Genomic DNA, 15,707 nt, shown 5'->3' with positions numbered 1-15,707 from the left:
ATTATCTAAAATCTAGATCATCCTCATCATCCATATCCACGTTGAACAAGCTTTCGAACATATCCGAGAAGCCGAAGCCGTTATCCAGGAACTCCTTGTTCAATTGCGAGAAGGCTGCCAAACCGTGCAACACAAACTCCATCATCAACAGGCTTTGGTTGGCGCTTAGCTTCGGATGCATGGTTTTTACCAGATCCTGCAAGCCATTCACCTTGCTCAGCTCCTTTTTATACTGCGCCGCATTCAATGAATCCGACAAGTCGCAGGTGCCACCTTCGGTAAACCATTCCACGATCGGGGCATAAGGATTAACTTTCTTGCTCTTCTTAGCTTTCTCCGGATCCGGGAAGTAACGGATAAATAACGTTCTTATGGCTTTTCCAATCAGACTATTCGCCACATTGGCCGGCCCTTCCAGCTCACCTTCATAAACCAGCTCAATCTTTCCGGTAACTGCAGGAATAATGCCCGTGAAGTCAGATAAACGCACAAAGGTGCTTTTTTCGCGATTGATCAGCATCCTGCGTTCTGCAGTGCTCACCAGGTTTTCATAAGCAGAGATCGTTAACCTGGCAGATACACCAGACTTCTGGTCAATAAACTCACTGCGGCGTGCCTCAAAAGCCACCTGCTCCACAAGATCTTTCAGCAGACCATCTACTTCGATCATGCGTTGCTCTTGCGTTAACTTCGCTTCCTGGAAAGTGATCTTACGGGAAATGGCGATGTTCTTTGGATAGTGGGTGAGGATCTGGCTCTCAATCCTGTCTTTTAACGGCGTTACAATGGAACCCCTGTTGGTATAATCTTCCGGGTTGGCGGTAAACACGAATTGCACATCCAGAGGTAAACGCAATTTAAAACCTCTGATCTGGATATCTTTTTCCTGCAGCATGTTAAACAATGCCACCTGGATACGTGCTTGCAAATCCGGAAGCTCATTGATCACAAAGATACTGCGGTGTGCACGTGGGATCAATCCAAAGTGGATTACACGTTCATCGTTATAGGTCAGCTTCATGGTAGCCGCCTTAATCGGATCCACATCGCCGATCAAATCCGCTACCGTTACATCTGGCGTAGCCAGCTTCTCGGTATAACGTTCCGAGCGGTGTTGCCACTGGATCGGGGTATCATCACCTTTTTCCGCAATCAGATCGCGTGCATATAGTGAAATCGGATTCAAAGGATCGTCAAAGATCTCACTGCCAATTACATAAGGGATGTACTCATCCAGCAGGTTAACCATCAAACGGGCAATACGTGTTTTTGCCTGTCCGCGTAAACCCAGCAGCAGGATGTTATGTCGGGAAAGAATTGCAGTTTGCAGCTCTGGAATTACGGTTTCGTCATAGCCCAGTACGCCTTCAAAGCCAGCTTCTTTATTCTGCAGCTGGGTAATCAGGTTTTTGCGTAGTTCATCTTTGACCGAACGTGATTGGTAGTCTGTGGCCTTCAACTGGCCGAGCGTTGTTATAGATTCGTGATTCATGTGGTCAGGTCTTTATCGGAATGTTTTTCTTCGATTTTTAATGTAGTCTTCAAATATATATTCTCCAAGTCCATTCAAGGAGCTGTAAAAGGCTTTTCCGCCGTTGGTTTGCGTAAATTCACGTACAAACTGCTGCAGGTATGGATCTTTTGCAATCATAAAGGTGGTGATCGGAATCTGCAGCCGCTTACATTGCGCCGCCATGTTCAGGGTCTTGTTGATCACCTTTCTGTCCAGCCCCATACTGTTCTTGTAATATCTGCCGTTCTCCTTCAGGCAGGTCGGCTTGCCATCGGTGATCATGAAGATCTGCTTGTTGTGCGTCTTTCTTCTACGAAGGATGTCGGTTGCAAGCTCCAACCCTGCATAGGTATTGGTATGGTAGGGGCCCACCTGCAAATAGGGCAGATCTTTCACTTCAATTGGCCAGGCATCATTACCAAATACCACGATGTCCAGGGTATCTTTCGGGTAACGTGTCCGGATCAGCTCGGCCAGCGCCATAGCCACCTTTTTAGCTGGCGTAATGCGGTCCTCGCCGTACAGGATCATGGAGTGCGAAATATCAATCATCAGCACCGTAGAGGTTAGCGTTTTATAGTCCTTTTCCTCTACTTCCAGGTCCCTTTCTGTGAGCGTAAAGTTCCCGATACCATGATTGATCTGCGCATTCTGTATGGATGCAGTCATGTCGATCTGGTCCAGGCTGTCGCCGAAGGCAAACTCGCGCCGGTCGGCATTCTTTTCTTCACCAAGCCCCGAAATGTTGCTGTTGTGATTACCCTTACCTGCCTTTTTCAGCTTGCCAAAGATTTCTTCCAGGGCAGATTTGCGGATGGTCTGTTCCGTTTTTGCGGTGATGCTGATGGAGCCGGAAGGATCTTCCTTGATGTAACCTTTCTCTTTAAGTTCATCAATAAAATCACCCATGCCATATTCATTGTTAGTTAAGTTGTATTTCTTATCCAACTCATTCATCCAGGCCAGGGTTTCACCGGGATCTCCGGCAGTATAGTTGAGCAATTGGGTGAACAATTTTAATAGTTCCTCGAATCCACCTTTCTGAGGTGAATCACCGGGAACGAAATCGGAAAAATGATATCCTCTCATGGTAAAACAAACGAAGTTTCTAAGGTAAAAGTTTGTAAGGCGGAAATAATAAGAGCCCTGTCATATTTATGTTGCCTGATAAATTCGAATACTGGTAAAAAGTATTGATATTCCGTACATTGAGCCTGATTTATAACTAAACACCATGAAACAATTATTACTGTTTACGGCGCTGTTGTGCTTATTTGCTGGTAAGGTAAAAAGTCAGGACAAAGAGGCGATCCTGAAGGTGCTGCATACCCAGGAACAGGCCTGGAATGAAGGGGATGTCGACCGCTTTATGGAAGGCTATTTAAAAAGCGACTCGCTGATGTTTGTGGGCGGCAATGGTCCCACCTACGGCTACGAGACCGTAAAAGCCAATTACAAGAAAAACTACCCGGGCAAAAGTGGTATGGGAAAGCTAACTTTTACCATCAAAAAGGTGGAACTGATCTGTGGCGATACCGCGTTTGTAATGGGCGCTTTTCACTTGAAAAGAGATCAGGATGAGCCCAAAGGACATTTCACCCTGATCTTCAAAAAGTTTAAAGATGGCTGGAAGATCGTTTCCGATCACAGCAGTTCAGGTTCAATGAACTAGCGGGGCAGGTTTTTGGCCAAAGCACGTTCCGCACGTTTAATGGCCAGCTTTTCGCGCCATCTTGCATATGGTGCTTTAAAGATCATCTTGATTACACTGTCTATACCACCTTTAACCACCAGGTTGCCGACACTCTGTGCTTTTCTTTTCAGGGATCTGTCCCATGCACGCAGGCTCAAGGAGAAAGAGCCATCCACATAGCGCATCCAGTGCCACATGCCACTAGGCATGAACAAGGTATCGCCATGCTCCAAAAACAATTCGTAGCCCTCAACACCTTCCAAGGCTGGAAACTTCTTCGTATCCGGATTGCTTACATCGTAATCTTCCAAGGCATAGGTTGCATTAGGGATGCAATACAAACGCCTTTTCCATTTGTTATCAAAGAGGATGATGTGCTTTCTGCCACCAAAATGCGTGTGGAAGATGTGCGCCAGATCAATATCGTAGTGCAGGAAAGTCACAGATTTGGAACCACCAAAGAACATGGTCGGCATGCTTTCAATAAATCCGCCGGTCAGATCTTTTGGGATCACAATATCATCGACCATGCTCGGCGCATGTTTAAAAAGGTTAAACAAGAATATTCGAAGTTCGGTAGGTTTAGATTTAATCAGATCGAGGTAATCGCCGAACTTCATGCTTGCTACTGAGGCATTGATGGGCTTGCTTGGATCTGCTTTAGAATTGTCCATCAGGTTCACCGTAACATCACCTGCAATAGACTTCAGGTATGCTGTCGTCCACTTTTCCCGTGCAGGCCAGGATTTTGTAAGTCCCTTTATGATCAGTGGTTTGCCTGCTTCCAGATAGTTTTTCTTGAAGTCGGCCGGACTGATCTGTTCAACCGTATCAACAGGCTTAAGTTTAAAGCTCATATTTTAAAACTGTGTGTAAAGGCAAAGTTAACTTAAATATCTTTTCTGTAAACAGCGGAAATGTTGATGAAACATCATTAAAATGCGATTGAAAATGATCCAGCTTTATCGCGGCGTTGACAAGGGGTTGACAGGGGGTTGACAAGGCCTTGACAAGGCTAGCGACAGGTCAACCCCCTGCCAAGCCCTTGTTTGTGCCTGCTCAACATTTGGTCTTGTACAAAACTGGAATAACTTTAACTTCGTTGGAAAGTTTATCACCAGGTATGGCAAACATCAGCATTCAGGACCCTCAACTGTCGGAATTCCTCAGCAGGAAGTCGCCACATAGTCGTATGCTGTTCTTTCATTTGCTTGAAGCCTTTGATGAGATCGGGATGGTAGAGGCTTATGCCACGAAAACGATGGTCGGCTTTCGGCGAAGAAGGAACTTTTCTTACATCATTCAGTTTGGGAAAGGCTTTATCGACCTGCTGCTCCCTTTTAAGGAACCCTATGAGGATAACCTGTGTTTCCGGAAGATCAGCGCTTTACCTGGAGAAAGCACCTATAATCATCATGTGCGAATTATGGAGGTAGCGGACATCAATGAAGAAGTCCGCTTTTACATGAAGAAGGCCTTTGATCTGGCAGGCTAGGTAACGTTTGCTTTGCGGATGTATTTTGAAAAGCGTGCTGGGAGTAATCTTTTGAACAAAACACCTTTTACTTCTTTGCCACCGATATAGACCTCTTCTTTCTTCTGATCTATGGCTTTCACGATCTCTGCGGCACATGCTTCCGGCGACATGCCATTTGCCTGTGCTTCATCCATGCTGCCTTGTGGTGTGCCATCAGCAGTTAAGGCGTTAATGGTGACATTCGTTTTGATGTAGCCGGGGCAGGCAATGGTAATGTGAATATTTTTATCAAATACCTCAGAACGTAAGGAGTCAAAATAGCCATGCAGCGCATGTTTAGACGCGGAGTAGGCAGAGCGAAGGCGGGTACCAAACTTGCCGACTAAGCTACTGATGCATACAATATGTCCGCCCCCTTGTGCGATCATCGTTGGAAGTACAGCTTTACTTAATGCAACCGTTCCCCAGAAGTTAATACGCATGAGTCTTTCTTCCGTGGCAAGGGTTGTGTCGATAGCCAGGCTGCGTTGACTGATGCCACCGCTATTGATCAACAAGTCTATACGGCCAAAGATCCTGATCGCGTCCGCTGCTTTTTGAGGCAGCATTTCCGTGTTTTCCAGGTCGAAGGATAATACATGCACCAGCGCAGGGTTCTTACAAGCCATCTTTACACGGAACAGTTCATCGCGGTTACGGGCAGAGATGATCAGCTTGGCGCCCTTTGCGCTATAATTGTATGCTAGTGCTTCTCCGATGCCGGAGGATGCGCCTGTAATCCAAACAACAGTATTCTTCATGGTCTTAGTCTATAGAGATTATAAATGGTCTTCGGGAATCAGAAATAGCTCGGAAGCAATGTAATCCGCAAAATACTTACCATCATGGGTAAGCTTTACGGTGTCTGCTTCAAGTTGCAGCCAGTTGCGCTCCATAAAAGGCTGAATGTTCTTCATGGTGTCCTGCAAATAGGCAGGCCCATATTGGTTTTTGATCTTGTTCAGGTCCACGCCCCACATGGTGCGCAGCGAAGTCATCATGTACTCGTTAAATCGGTCGTACTGATCCAGTTCTTCTACCGTTTCGGCAAGTTTACCGTCGCTCAGCGCCGTTAGGTATTGTGCGTTATTGGCGATGTTCAGGTAGCGGTTGGTACCGTCAAAACCATGTGCCGAGGGACCGATACCCAGATACGGCACGCCACGCCAGTAATTGGTATTGTGTACGGCATACTTGCCTGGTTTGGCAAAGTTCGATATTTCATAGTGTTCAAAACCACCTGCAGCGGTTTTGTTGATCAGCATTTCAAACTGATCTGCACTTTGTTCATCGTTTAAAGGAACTTGCTTCCCGCGTTTGATGGCACTTGCCAGGGCAGTTCTGGGTTCAACGGTGAGCGAGTAGGCTGAGATATGAGGGCTTTCCAGCTCAAGCGCTTTTTGGATGTTGCTTTGCCACTTTTCATTCGTGAGTAGCGGATAGCCGTAGATCAGGTCGATGCTCAGGTTTTCAAATCCGGCATCCTGACTGCGTTTCACGCAAGTCTCTGCTTCAGTCGCATTGTGTGCCCGGTTCATCCAGATCAGGTCTTCATTGAAGAAAGATTGTATGCCAATACTAAAGCGGTTTACCGGCAATTGGCGCAGCTCAGCAATCTTTTTAGCATCCAGATCATCAGGGTTCGCTTCTAGCGTGATCTCTGCATCGTGGGCGACAGTAAAGTGCTGGGTGATGGTGTTGAAGATCTTATGTAAGGCAGCAGCGGTAAGCACGGAAGGTGTTCCACCGCCGAAATAAATGCTACCGATTTGTGCGCCGGCCAGGCGTTCCTTTTTCAGGAGCAGCTCCGCACAGATGGCGTCGACCATCTCATCCATGTATTTCATGGAAGTGGAGAAGTGGAAGTCGCAATAGGTGCAAGCTTTTTTACAGAAAGGGATGTGGATGTAGATTCCGGCCATGTATTTTGGAGTTGCTGCAAAGATAAGACTATTGGCTCGGGAAAGCTTATGCGGTAAGGGCGGCAATCTAATTGATTGGTAAAATTTAGTCAACCATTGGCAATGTGTTCAGTTTTTCTCAAGAAAATGAACATTTGATGCATTTATGTCCAGTAAAAAGATATACCTTAGTGATATGTCCAGCATCTACCCTTAATTTGAACAAATGGCATACGATAGACTAGAGCCCTTTAATGACCTGCCGCTTTTACCTCCTCAAAAAGAGATAGCAGACGATATAGATGTGTTAAAAAAATTAGTTACCTCCACTCGTGCACTTGCAACCACAAACGCTAATATTCACCGTTTGCCTAATCCGACCATGCTAGTCAACACCATTGCTTTACAGGAGGCGCAGACGTCTACGGCAATAGAAAATATCTTTACCACGGAAGACGAGCTATATAAAGCTGTATCTGAGACGCTAAGAGAGGAGCATATTAAGCCAGCAACAAAAGAAGTTCTTCGATATCGGGAAGCATTGTGGGAGGGCTATAAAATCGTTAAAGAAAAAAGAAGGATTGATAAGGACTGTATACTTCGTACCTTCAGGCAGATCAAGGGTTCAATATCGGGCATCAGGCCGGCGCAGACGCTAACGGTAATAAGAAGGGGCCAAAGTGAATTCAGGTCTGGTGAAGTGATATATACTCCACCAAGAGGTGCCGGATTGGTAGAGGCAAAACTGGACAATATGATCGAGTACCTTAATGACGATACGAAATATTCAACTGACCCGCTTTTAAAAATGTGTATTGCACATTACCAGTTTGAAGCCATACATCCTTTTTCCGACGGTAATGGCAGGACAGGCCGGGTACTTAACCTATTATACCTGGTTGACAAAGGATTGCTAGAGATGCCTGTCCTTTACCTGTCTAAGTATATCATGACCCATAAGGATGATTATTACCATCACTTAAGCGGTGTGACACAACGGGGGGCCTGGAAACCATGGATTCTTTATATGCTGGAAGCTGTGGAGAAGACAGCAGAACTCACCAACCAACTGGTAATAAGTATCACTAGTCAAATGGAAGCGACATTAGTCCATGGAAGGTCTAAAATGAAATGGTACAACAAAGAAGTGAATGAAATGATTTTCAGCCAACCTTATATCAGGCCAAAACTCATTGGGGATCTTTTGAGGGTAACATCCAGAACCACTTTGACAAAATACTTCGGAGAACTTGTAGAAGCCGAAATACTTGGATACTCGAAAGACGGCAGAGATGTGTACTATATCAACAATGACCTGATCGAAATATTGAGAGGATAACATGAAGCCGAATATCAATCTCAAACATTATTTAGCCGCTATACTTGCATTCTCCATCTGGGGCTTTTTCGCGCTGGTATTAAAACCCTTGCATGCATATGCTTCATTAGATATTCTCTTTTACAGGGTATTCAGTTGTGCAGCGATCATGTCGTTGATCTCCCTGCTTTTTAAAAGGCAAAAGATCAATGATAACCTTGCCCTGTTTAGGGCATTACCCCTAAAGCGAAAAAGGCAAATGCTTGGGCTGAATGTTGCCTGCAGCGTCTTCCTGGCAATTAACTGGTTTTCCTTCATCTATGTAATGAACCATGTCAGTGTACGGGCTACTTCATTGGCCTATTTGGTGTGTCCGATCCTAACCACGCTACTTGCATTTTTCATCTTACGGGAGAAATTAACACGCGTACAGTGGCTCTCTGTTGCATTGAGTTGCATCGGATGCTTATTGCTGTCTTATAATAGTCTGCTAACGATGTTTTACAGTATCATCATCGGTTTAAGTTATGCCTGCTACCTGGTAAGCCAGAAAAGGAATGAGGGATTTGATAAGTTTCTGATCCTGAATTTTCATATCCTGCTCTCGGCATTGATCCTGCTTCCATTCTTTTCATCGTTCTCCGGCGCTATACCTTCCGCGTTTGATTTCTATTTTTATGTGGAGATTATTGCGGTGTTGTACACCATTGTACCGTTGCTGCTAAATCTATACGCGCTAACCGGCCTGAGTTCATCGACGGTCGGAATGCTTTTAAACATCAATCCGATTATTGCATTTGTATTATCAGGCCTGGTTTATCATGAACCATTGGGCCTTCTTCAACTGTCTGCCTACGGACTTATTTTCCTGGCCGTTATCGTATTTAATACGAATCAGATTTTTAGAAATAAAGCCGCAGCTTAGCATTTCTGATCGCCACAAAGGTTTCGATGATCAATGATCAATTTCCTGTATGAAAGTTTTATTCCTGTACACCGTGCCATTAAGCAACTGCTGAACCCCATAAGTGGTGAGGTGGTTCTGATCAAACATGTAGGGGATGCGTTCTGGAGAAACTTTTTTAAAGTAGTTCAGGCGAAACAGGTCAATATATTTGTGTTTTAAGCCTGCTTTCAGGTAGCTGTTAATCTCCTGAGTTTCCCTATCCAGATAATTTTCACTGGTCTGAATCCCGTATTCATGCTCTCGCGCAGCAATGGTGGAGTAGTCAATTTTATAGGTTTCCGTTTGTCCAAGTACAATGGATTTTATTCCGAGCTTGTCCAGGTATGCAATGGTACCTTTCAGATCCTGCAATAACTGTTCTTTTCCATGGGGATTATCCACCCAGTTAGCGCTTAAGATTACACTTTCAATATCGCCTGCATGGCTAGGTAACATTTCGTCATAGATGAAGTTCAGTAGCTCTTCGCAATTTCCCGGACCCGGTCCTTCCTTGGTCTTTAATGGTAAACAGCTCGCCGCGGAGGCATGGCCGAGGTTAATACCTTTAGCTGCGAAGTGTGCTTTCAGCGCTTGGTGGAACTGGGCCGCGTGACTATCCCCCAGCAGCAGCACGTTTTTTCTTCCTTTCTGAAAGGGCAGACATTTCTGTTTACTGTAGGTATTCAGTCCAGTGGATACAGATCTGATAAAACAGGAATCAACTTCAAATTGCTTCTGGTGTTTTGATTTGTTGATGGCTTCATAGTCTGCAATAATCACGGTGTCTTTTTTGAAAACGACCGGGTTTAAATAATTCAGGGATGCTATAAAAGCGATTGCTGCAAAGGAGCCTGTTGTTGCCAGAATATACCTGTTTTTGCTAATGCTAATCGTTTCAATGTAACGATAGGACAGGTAGCCCAGCAGAATGGATAGGAGTATCCCGTAAATGGCATTGGCAGGCGTTGAGGTAGCACCCAGGTAGTTCCCAATTACAAAGACTGGCCAGTGCCATAGGTACAGCGAATAGGAGATCTTGCCAATAAACTGAACCACTGGTGTTCTGATCAATTTGAAGTCGCTGACTTTACATATAATGATCAAATAGGTGGCAAAAACCGGAATCAGGGTATAAAGACCTGGCCATTTCATACTCTTGTGCAGGAAGATCATTCCGGTCAGGAGCACGACAAAACCTGAAAGCGACAGCATTTTCCTGGCTCTACTGCTCAGGTTTACCTGGGTTAAAAATGCTAATCCACCGGCCAGCATCGCCCATGATCTGGTCGGTAACATGTAGAACGACATGTTCGGGCGGTACCTGGTTACGACCAGCGTGCCTGCAAAAATCACTATGATAGCAATGAGGCAGAGGTTAAAGTACTTTTTCCGGTCGTTCTTAAGATACCTGTTGCAGTACAGGAGCACCAGGGGAAGGAGCAGGTAGAACTGCCACTCCACAGACAGCGACCAGGTGTGTAAGAATATGTTGTTATCGGCAGAGTTTCCAAAGTAACTGCCTACAAAACTATAGGCAATGTTGGAGATGAATAACAGGCTGAACGAGCCATTCCTGGCAACTTCCTGATAGTCATCAGGCATATAGGTGAAAAAGCAGCAGGCAAGTACTACGACAACCAGAAAGGTCAGCGCAGGAACAATCCGCTGCACTCTTTTCTTGTAGAAAGTTAATAATGAAAATTGATTCCGGTCAAAACCTTCCAGGATGATTTTAGTCATCAGATAGCCCGAAATGACATAGAAGACATCCACTCCGGAGAAGCCTCCATTGAAAAAAGGTACATTGAAGTGGTAAAATAACACCGAAACTACTGCAAGCGCCCGCAGGGCGTTGATGTCATGCCTAAAGCCTTGTTTTTGAACCATTAAAAGCGATTAATTCATTACAAATTCAATAACTAAAACGAGAATTAACCTTCTGTTAATATAGAGTTAATACTTTGTGTCTGATTTAGAGAAAAACTGTGACGATTCAGCTCAGGCTTAAGCGATCAATAATCTGGAGAATCCTTACTTTTGCTCAACACCTTATGCCAGAACAAGATCCACTGCTCCCTGAACTCAGTAACCTTAAAACCCGCTTGCTGGCCCGAACGGCCTGGCAACCCCCGCTTACGGATAAACAGCCGGAGGGTAAACAGCGTATCCTGCTGCTGCGCAAACACAAGTACTACACCCACTTCGTGGCAGAGATCTATGAAGCGACGCTGGGCAGTAATGGAAAACTCAAAAATCCGCTGGTACTTATCGATCCACTTGATTTCATTTGGAAGGTCAATGATCCTGACGAATTGAAGTTTTATGCGGCGATTGCAAGACTGCGGAGCAGCTATGATGCCGAGCATACCGAAGCCGACATGGAAGGGCTTAGAGCATTGGTGAAAAATCCACTGGGATTAGATGTTTACTACCATGATCCAGAGCAATCGGCAAATGTTAATATCCGCGCTATCGTAAAGGTTAAGCTGGGGATGTATAAGCTCGATCTGCGCTTGGAAGTAGTGCTTAGAAAAGCCTTCTATGAGATTAGAGCACGACTTTATATAGGCGAAAAAGCCTATAACCTGGATCTGCTGAACATCAAATTTCAATATTTCTTCCTGTACAATGGGGTGATGCAGCTGATCGACAATCTCGACTACCTGCAGGTGATTGAAGTTTTTAAGCGGAACAACAACCGGCTCTACTTCCCCGAGGAAGCCTATGATGAGTTTCAGCGAACGATATTGTCGAAGCTGGAAGGCAAGGTGAAGGTTAACTATGCCTACCTGAAACCAGCTACGAAGAAGCAGCTACAGGAAAATAATTTCGACACCAGGAATGAAAGGCTGATCTACCTTTCCGATTCAGGAGATTATGTACTGATCACCCCCGTGATCCGCTATGGCAACGTGGAAGTGCCTGTACTTTCTCAACAGCAGATATATGCCCTGGATAGTACCGGTATTCCATTCACCGTACAGCGGGATGAAGTTATGGAAGACGCTTTCCTCAAGATGCTGCGGCACCAGCATCCACTCTTCCTGGAGCAGGAGGCCCAGGAATGTTATTACCTGCATAAAAAACGCTTTCTTGATGAAGGCTGGTTTTTGAATGCTTTTGCCTATTGGCAGCAGCAGGAAATTAAGGTTCTGGGCTTTAATGATCTCAAAGACAATAAGCTGAACCCCAACAGTGCAAAGATTTCTATAGAAGTCATTTCCGGTCTGGATTGGTTTGAAACAGGGATAAAGATCAGTTATGGTAAGCAGCAGGTCAGCCTTAAACATCTGGCAAAAGCACTTCGCAACAAGAGCAAGTTCGTAGAGCTTGGTGACGGCACCATGGGTGTATTGCCGGAGGAATGGGTAGCCCGACTATCCGCCTATCTTGAAGCGGGTGAAGTTGTGGAGGAGGTGGTTCGTACACCGAAAGTAAACATCGTGAGTATTGATTCGCTCTATGAAGATGAAATGCTCAGGGCACCTTTGCGTATGGAAATTCAGAACTTCCGTACCAAGTTAGCGCAGTTCAACGTGATCGGCCAGGTAGAGGTTCCGGAAACATTTCAGGGCAGCTTGCGCCACTATCAACAAGAGGGCTTGAACTGGTTAAATTTCCTCGATGAGTTTGGATTCGGTGGTTGTCTGGCAGATGATATGGGCCTGGGGAAAACCATCCAGATCATCGCTTTTCTGCTGCTGCAAAAGGAAAAGGGTGCCTCGGTACCGAGCATGATCATAGTACCGGCAACGCTGGTCTTTAACTGGCAAGCGGAAATAAGGAAATTTGCACCCGCACTGAGGGTACATACCATTTATGGTGCAGACCGGGATAAAGATGTCGACGCGTTCGACAGCTATGATGTGGTACTTAGCTCTTATGGCACCATACTTCAGGATGTGCGCTACCTGAAACATTTCCGCTTCAACTATATCTTTCTGGATGAATCCCAAACCATCAAGAATCCAAATTCCCAGCGGTATAAAGCAATTGCCTTGCTGAAGTCTCGGAGCAAAGTGATGTTGACGGGTACCCCATTGGAGAACAATACCTTCGATTTATATGCACAGTTTTCTTTAGCCTGCCCCGGCTTGCTGGGCACGCGAAAGCATTTCAAAGATCAGTACGTGATACCGATCGATAAATTCAATGATACCCGTAAAGCGAATGAACTGCAGCGGATGGTCAGGCCATTTCTGCTGCGGCGCACCAAAAAACAGGTGGCGACAGAGCTGCCCGAGAAGACAGAAATGGTGATCTACTGCGAGATGGGCGAGGAGCAACGCAAGGTTTATGATTCTTATAAGCTCGAATACCGGAACTACCTGATGTCGCAGAAGTCGGACGAGCTTGCCGGACAAACCATGCACATTCTTAAAGGGATGACGCTCTTGCGGCAGATCTGTAACTCCCCGGCCTTGATCAGTAATGATGTTTTTTACGGTAATGCCTCTGCAAAGATCGATACGCTCCTGGAAGAAATTGAAGGCAAGTCGGGGGAACACAAGATCCTGGTGTTTTCTTCTTTTGTGGGGATGCTGGACCTGGTCAGAACTGAGCTGCAGCAGCGGAAGATCGGCTACAGCTACCTAACGGGACAAACCACAAAGCGGGAGGCTGAAGTGAAACGCTTTAGTGAAAATCCGGAGGTAAGGGTGTTCCTGATCAGTCTTAAGGCAGGCGGTACCGGGCTGAACCTTACTGAAGCAGATTACGTGTACCTCATCGACCCTTGGTGGAACCCTGCTGCGGAGCAGCAGGCGATCGACCGTGTTTACCGGATCGGGCAGCAGAAACATGTGGTTGCCGTTCGGTTGATCTGTCCGGATAGCATTGAGGATAAAATCATGCAGTTGCAGCAGCGTAAACAGCGCCTGGTGGAAGATATCATTAAAACCGAGGGTAATTTGCTGCAAACGCTCGGCAAAGCCGAATTATTAGAATTGTTCAGTTAATAGTAGATTTAGAATTAGATTTGTACGATGTTTAAACCGCTGCTGGCTATTTTCTTGTTTTTTGCATTCGCTTCCATTGTAGCCATGGGACAGGTTGAAACGCCGGTTCAACAAACTGTTCCGCAGCGGTTGCAGCAATCCAGGCCCGACAGTAGTGTAAGTTTGGTCCAGGTAATACCGAAGCGTCAGCGGGACTCTGCGATGCTGGCGCGGCAGCGCTTTGTTACCGATTCCATCATGCGGCATACCTGGCTTCTTCCAGATTCGCTGCTTGACCGGCATATGATCATTGACAGTATCCTAAAGGCAAATGCCCGACCCATCAAAAAAGGCGAAGCCTGGTATGACTTAACGGGAAAAGGGAAGGCGGAAAGCTTTTATAAGCTTGGGCGGCCAGTTCCCAAAGGCGAACCCTGGGTGCTTGCTTTCATGCTGTTCTTGCTCCTGCTTTTCGGCATACTCCGGATCTCCTTTCATAAACAACTGGGGGATATGATTCAGGCTTTCTATAGCAACCGGGTTTTGAACAACCTGTATAAGGAAGATAACCTGTTTACATCATGGCCATTTCTGTTCTTATTTATACAGTTTGGCTTCACACTGGGAATGTTTTTATACCTGATTTCACAGTATTACCAAATTTCGTATGGTGCCGGGGGGCTGCAATTTTTCGTAACGATCTCTGTGCTGATCGTTGTTTTATTCGCCCTTAAGATCTTTATTCTACGTGGACTCGGACATCTGTTTTTCATCCAAAAACTGATTCACGAGTACATTACGGTGCTATATCTCAGTTACTTTAACATCTCGTTGATCTTTATTCCACTGGTGGTTGCCTTTGCTTTGGCACCGCTACGTTATGGTATGTACTTTATCTCTGCTGCGGCAATGTTGGTAACGGTTGCTTTTATTTTCCAGTTTGTCCGTGCGGGATATAACATATTATCAAACAATCGTTTTTCAAAAGTCTATTTATTTTTGTACTTTTGTGCCCTTGAAATTTGCCCTATATTAATAGTAATCAAGGCAATTGGACTATAAGGAAACCAGATACACATGCAAGAAAACAGAGAAGATCGGTTACGTAAAGTAAAGAGCATTTTGATCACTTTGCCTAAACCTGAAACAGATAAATCTCCTTATTTTGATTTAGCGAAGAAGTACAACGTGAAAATTGATTTCAGATCATTTATTCATGTTGAGGGTGTACCAGCCAAAGACTTTAGAAAAGACAAAATTAACCTTGCAGATTTCACTGCGGTCGTGTTTACCAGTAGAAATGCTGTTGATCACTTCTTCCGTATTTGTGAAGAAATGAGATATGATGTGCCAGCAGATTTGAAGTACTTCTGTATATCAGAATCTACAGCATTATATCTGCAGAAATACATCCAATACCGCAAGCGTAAAATCTTTTTTGGTAAACAAACAGCTTCAGATTTAGCCGAAGTTTTAAAGAAACATGCATCTGAAAAGTTCCTTTATCCTTGTTCAGACGTTGCAACGGAGGATACCATGAACTTTCTTCAGAAAAATGGATATGATTTCACCCCTGCAGTATTATTCAAAACTGTAGTGAGTGACCTGTCTGATCTTGCTGAAGTATTTTACGATATCATTGGCTTTTTCAGTCCATCAAGTATACAATCCCTGTTCACAAATTTCCCAGATTTTAAACAAAACAATACACGAATCGCTGCTTTTGGCGTCAACACGCATCGCGCTGTAACTGAGGCAGGTCTAATTGTGGATATCGCTGCACCAACACCGGAAGCGCCATCTATGATCATGGCGATCGAAAACTACATCAAGAAGTCTAATAAGTAAGGTTTCTTTTTGGCAGGTTGTTTGTGTTATTGTTT

The 15,707-nt window shown here is 45.0% G+C and carries 13 protein-coding genes; 7 read left to right on the top strand and 6 right to left on the bottom strand.

Annotated elements, in window-relative coordinates; translation table 11 throughout:
* Position 1: 1 nt before the first annotated feature.
* Positions 2–1,492 carry a sigma 54-interacting transcriptional regulator gene (locus ACTHQF_RS02585; RefSeq protein WP_440428284.1) on the bottom strand — a complete coding sequence of 497 codons (1,491 nt, stop codon included), beginning with the start codon at positions 1,490–1,492 and terminating at the stop codon, positions 2–4.
* A 12-nt stretch (positions 1,493–1,504) separates the two neighbouring features.
* Entirely contained in the window at positions 1,505–2,602 is a 1,098-nt protein-coding gene (locus ACTHQF_RS02580) for a vWA domain-containing protein (RefSeq protein WP_440428283.1), read from the bottom strand.
* A 145-nt stretch (positions 2,603–2,747) separates the two neighbouring features.
* On the opposite strand from ACTHQF_RS02580, the gene ACTHQF_RS02575 reads away from it, so the two are divergent.
* A complete protein-coding gene (locus ACTHQF_RS02575; RefSeq protein WP_440428282.1) occupies positions 2,748–3,185 on the top strand; it encodes a YybH family protein in 438 nt (145 codons plus the stop codon).
* Here ACTHQF_RS02575 and ACTHQF_RS02570 read toward each other — a convergent pair.
* A complete protein-coding gene (locus ACTHQF_RS02570; RefSeq protein ID WP_440428281.1) occupies positions 3,182–4,063 on the bottom strand; it encodes a cupin-like domain-containing protein in 882 nt (293 codons plus the stop codon). The two genes, ACTHQF_RS02575 and ACTHQF_RS02570, sit on opposite strands and share 4 nt — an antisense overlap.
* 245 nt (positions 4,064–4,308) lie before the next feature.
* On the opposite strand from ACTHQF_RS02570, the gene ACTHQF_RS02565 reads away from it, so the two are divergent.
* Positions 4,309–4,701, top strand: a complete 393-nt coding sequence (locus ACTHQF_RS02565) for a DUF5655 domain-containing protein (RefSeq protein WP_440428280.1) — start codon at positions 4,309–4,311, stop codon at positions 4,699–4,701.
* Here ACTHQF_RS02565 and ACTHQF_RS02560 read toward each other — a convergent pair.
* Together ACTHQF_RS02560 and hemW are read right to left on the bottom strand one after the other, a co-directional pair.
* Entirely contained in the window at positions 4,698–5,483 is a 786-nt protein-coding gene (locus ACTHQF_RS02560; protein ID WP_440428279.1) for an SDR family oxidoreductase, read from the bottom strand. The two genes, ACTHQF_RS02565 and ACTHQF_RS02560, sit on opposite strands and share 4 nt — an antisense overlap.
* Positions 5,484–5,501: 18 nt before the next feature.
* Entirely contained in the window at positions 5,502–6,644 is a 1,143-nt protein-coding gene (gene hemW / locus ACTHQF_RS02555; protein ID WP_440428278.1) for a radical SAM family heme chaperone HemW, read from the bottom strand.
* Positions 6,645–6,849: 205 nt separating this feature from the next.
* Here hemW and ACTHQF_RS02550 point away from each other — a divergent pair, with 205 nt between their 5' ends.
* Both ACTHQF_RS02550 and ACTHQF_RS02545 read left to right on the top strand, forming a co-directional pair.
* Positions 6,850–7,962: a Fic family protein gene (locus ACTHQF_RS02550; protein WP_440428277.1), complete on the top strand. Its 1,113-nt coding sequence runs from the start codon at positions 6,850–6,852 to the stop codon at positions 7,960–7,962.
* A 1-nt stretch (position 7,963) separates the two neighbouring features.
* The gene (locus ACTHQF_RS02545) at positions 7,964–8,866 is read left to right on the top strand and encodes an EamA family transporter (RefSeq protein WP_440428276.1); all 903 of its coding nucleotides are present in this window, start codon (positions 7,964–7,966) and stop codon (positions 8,864–8,866) included.
* A 30-nt stretch (positions 8,867–8,896) separates the two neighbouring features.
* On the opposite strand, the gene ACTHQF_RS02540 is transcribed toward ACTHQF_RS02545, so the two are convergent.
* Positions 8,897–10,774 carry an acyltransferase family protein gene (locus ACTHQF_RS02540; RefSeq protein ID WP_440428275.1) on the bottom strand — a complete coding sequence of 626 codons (1,878 nt, stop codon included), beginning with the start codon at positions 10,772–10,774 and terminating at the stop codon, positions 8,897–8,899.
* A gap of 164 nt (positions 10,775–10,938) precedes the next feature.
* Between ACTHQF_RS02540 and ACTHQF_RS02535 the strand changes: the two genes are divergently transcribed.
* Genes ACTHQF_RS02535 through ACTHQF_RS02525 form a run of 3 tightly spaced genes read left to right on the top strand, consistent with a single transcriptional unit; the run spans position 10,939 to position 15,672 of the window.
* A complete protein-coding gene (locus tag ACTHQF_RS02535) occupies positions 10,939–13,845 on the top strand; it encodes a DEAD/DEAH box helicase (RefSeq protein WP_440428274.1) in 2,907 nt (968 codons plus the stop codon).
* Between the two features lie 27 nt (positions 13,846–13,872).
* Complete coding sequence (locus ACTHQF_RS02530) at positions 13,873–14,886, top strand: DUF4271 domain-containing protein (RefSeq protein ID WP_440428273.1); 1,014 nt, start codon at positions 13,873–13,875, stop codon at positions 14,884–14,886.
* Between the two features lie 15 nt (positions 14,887–14,901).
* The gene (locus ACTHQF_RS02525; RefSeq protein ID WP_440428272.1) at positions 14,902–15,672 is read left to right on the top strand and encodes a uroporphyrinogen-III synthase; all 771 of its coding nucleotides are present in this window, start codon (positions 14,902–14,904) and stop codon (positions 15,670–15,672) included.
* The last annotated feature ends 35 nt before the right edge of the window (positions 15,673–15,707 follow it).

The organism is Pedobacter sp. SAFR-022, assembly GCF_051965375.1.
GTDB lineage: Bacteria > Bacteroidota > Bacteroidia > Sphingobacteriales > Sphingobacteriaceae > Pedobacter.
This window is presented reverse-complemented; position numbering and strand designations above follow the sequence as displayed.

Bases quoted from the DNA above. Each gene is read 5' to 3' on its own strand.
- hemW (WP_440428278.1), bottom strand. From the start codon at position 6,644: ATGGCCGGAATCTACATCCACATCCCTTTCTGTAAAAAAGCTTGCACC.
- ACTHQF_RS02530 (WP_440428273.1), top strand. From the start codon at position 13,873: ATGTTTAAACCGCTGCTGGCTATTTTCTTGTTTTTTGCATTCGCTTCC.
- ACTHQF_RS02550 (WP_440428277.1), top strand. From the start codon at position 6,850: ATGGCATACGATAGACTAGAGCCCTTTAATGACCTGCCGCTTTTACCT.
- ACTHQF_RS02575 (WP_440428282.1), top strand. From the start codon at position 2,748: ATGAAACAATTATTACTGTTTACGGCGCTGTTGTGCTTATTTGCTGGT.
- ACTHQF_RS02525 (WP_440428272.1), top strand. From the start codon at position 14,902: ATGCAAGAAAACAGAGAAGATCGGTTACGTAAAGTAAAGAGCATTTTG.
- ACTHQF_RS02585 (WP_440428284.1), bottom strand. From the start codon at position 1,492: ATGAATCACGAATCTATAACAACGCTCGGCCAGTTGAAGGCCACAGAC.
- ACTHQF_RS02570 (WP_440428281.1), bottom strand. From the start codon at position 4,063: ATGAGCTTTAAACTTAAGCCTGTTGATACGGTTGAACAGATCAGTCCG.
- ACTHQF_RS02540 (WP_440428275.1), bottom strand. From the start codon at position 10,774: ATGGTTCAAAAACAAGGCTTTAGGCATGACATCAACGCCCTGCGGGCG.
- ACTHQF_RS02560 (WP_440428279.1), bottom strand. From the start codon at position 5,483: ATGAAGAATACTGTTGTTTGGATTACAGGCGCATCCTCCGGCATCGGA.
- ACTHQF_RS02580 (WP_440428283.1), bottom strand. From the start codon at position 2,602: ATGAGAGGATATCATTTTTCCGATTTCGTTCCCGGTGATTCACCTCAG.
- ACTHQF_RS02545 (WP_440428276.1), top strand. From the start codon at position 7,964: ATGAAGCCGAATATCAATCTCAAACATTATTTAGCCGCTATACTTGCA.
- ACTHQF_RS02535 (WP_440428274.1), top strand. From the start codon at position 10,939: ATGCCAGAACAAGATCCACTGCTCCCTGAACTCAGTAACCTTAAAACC.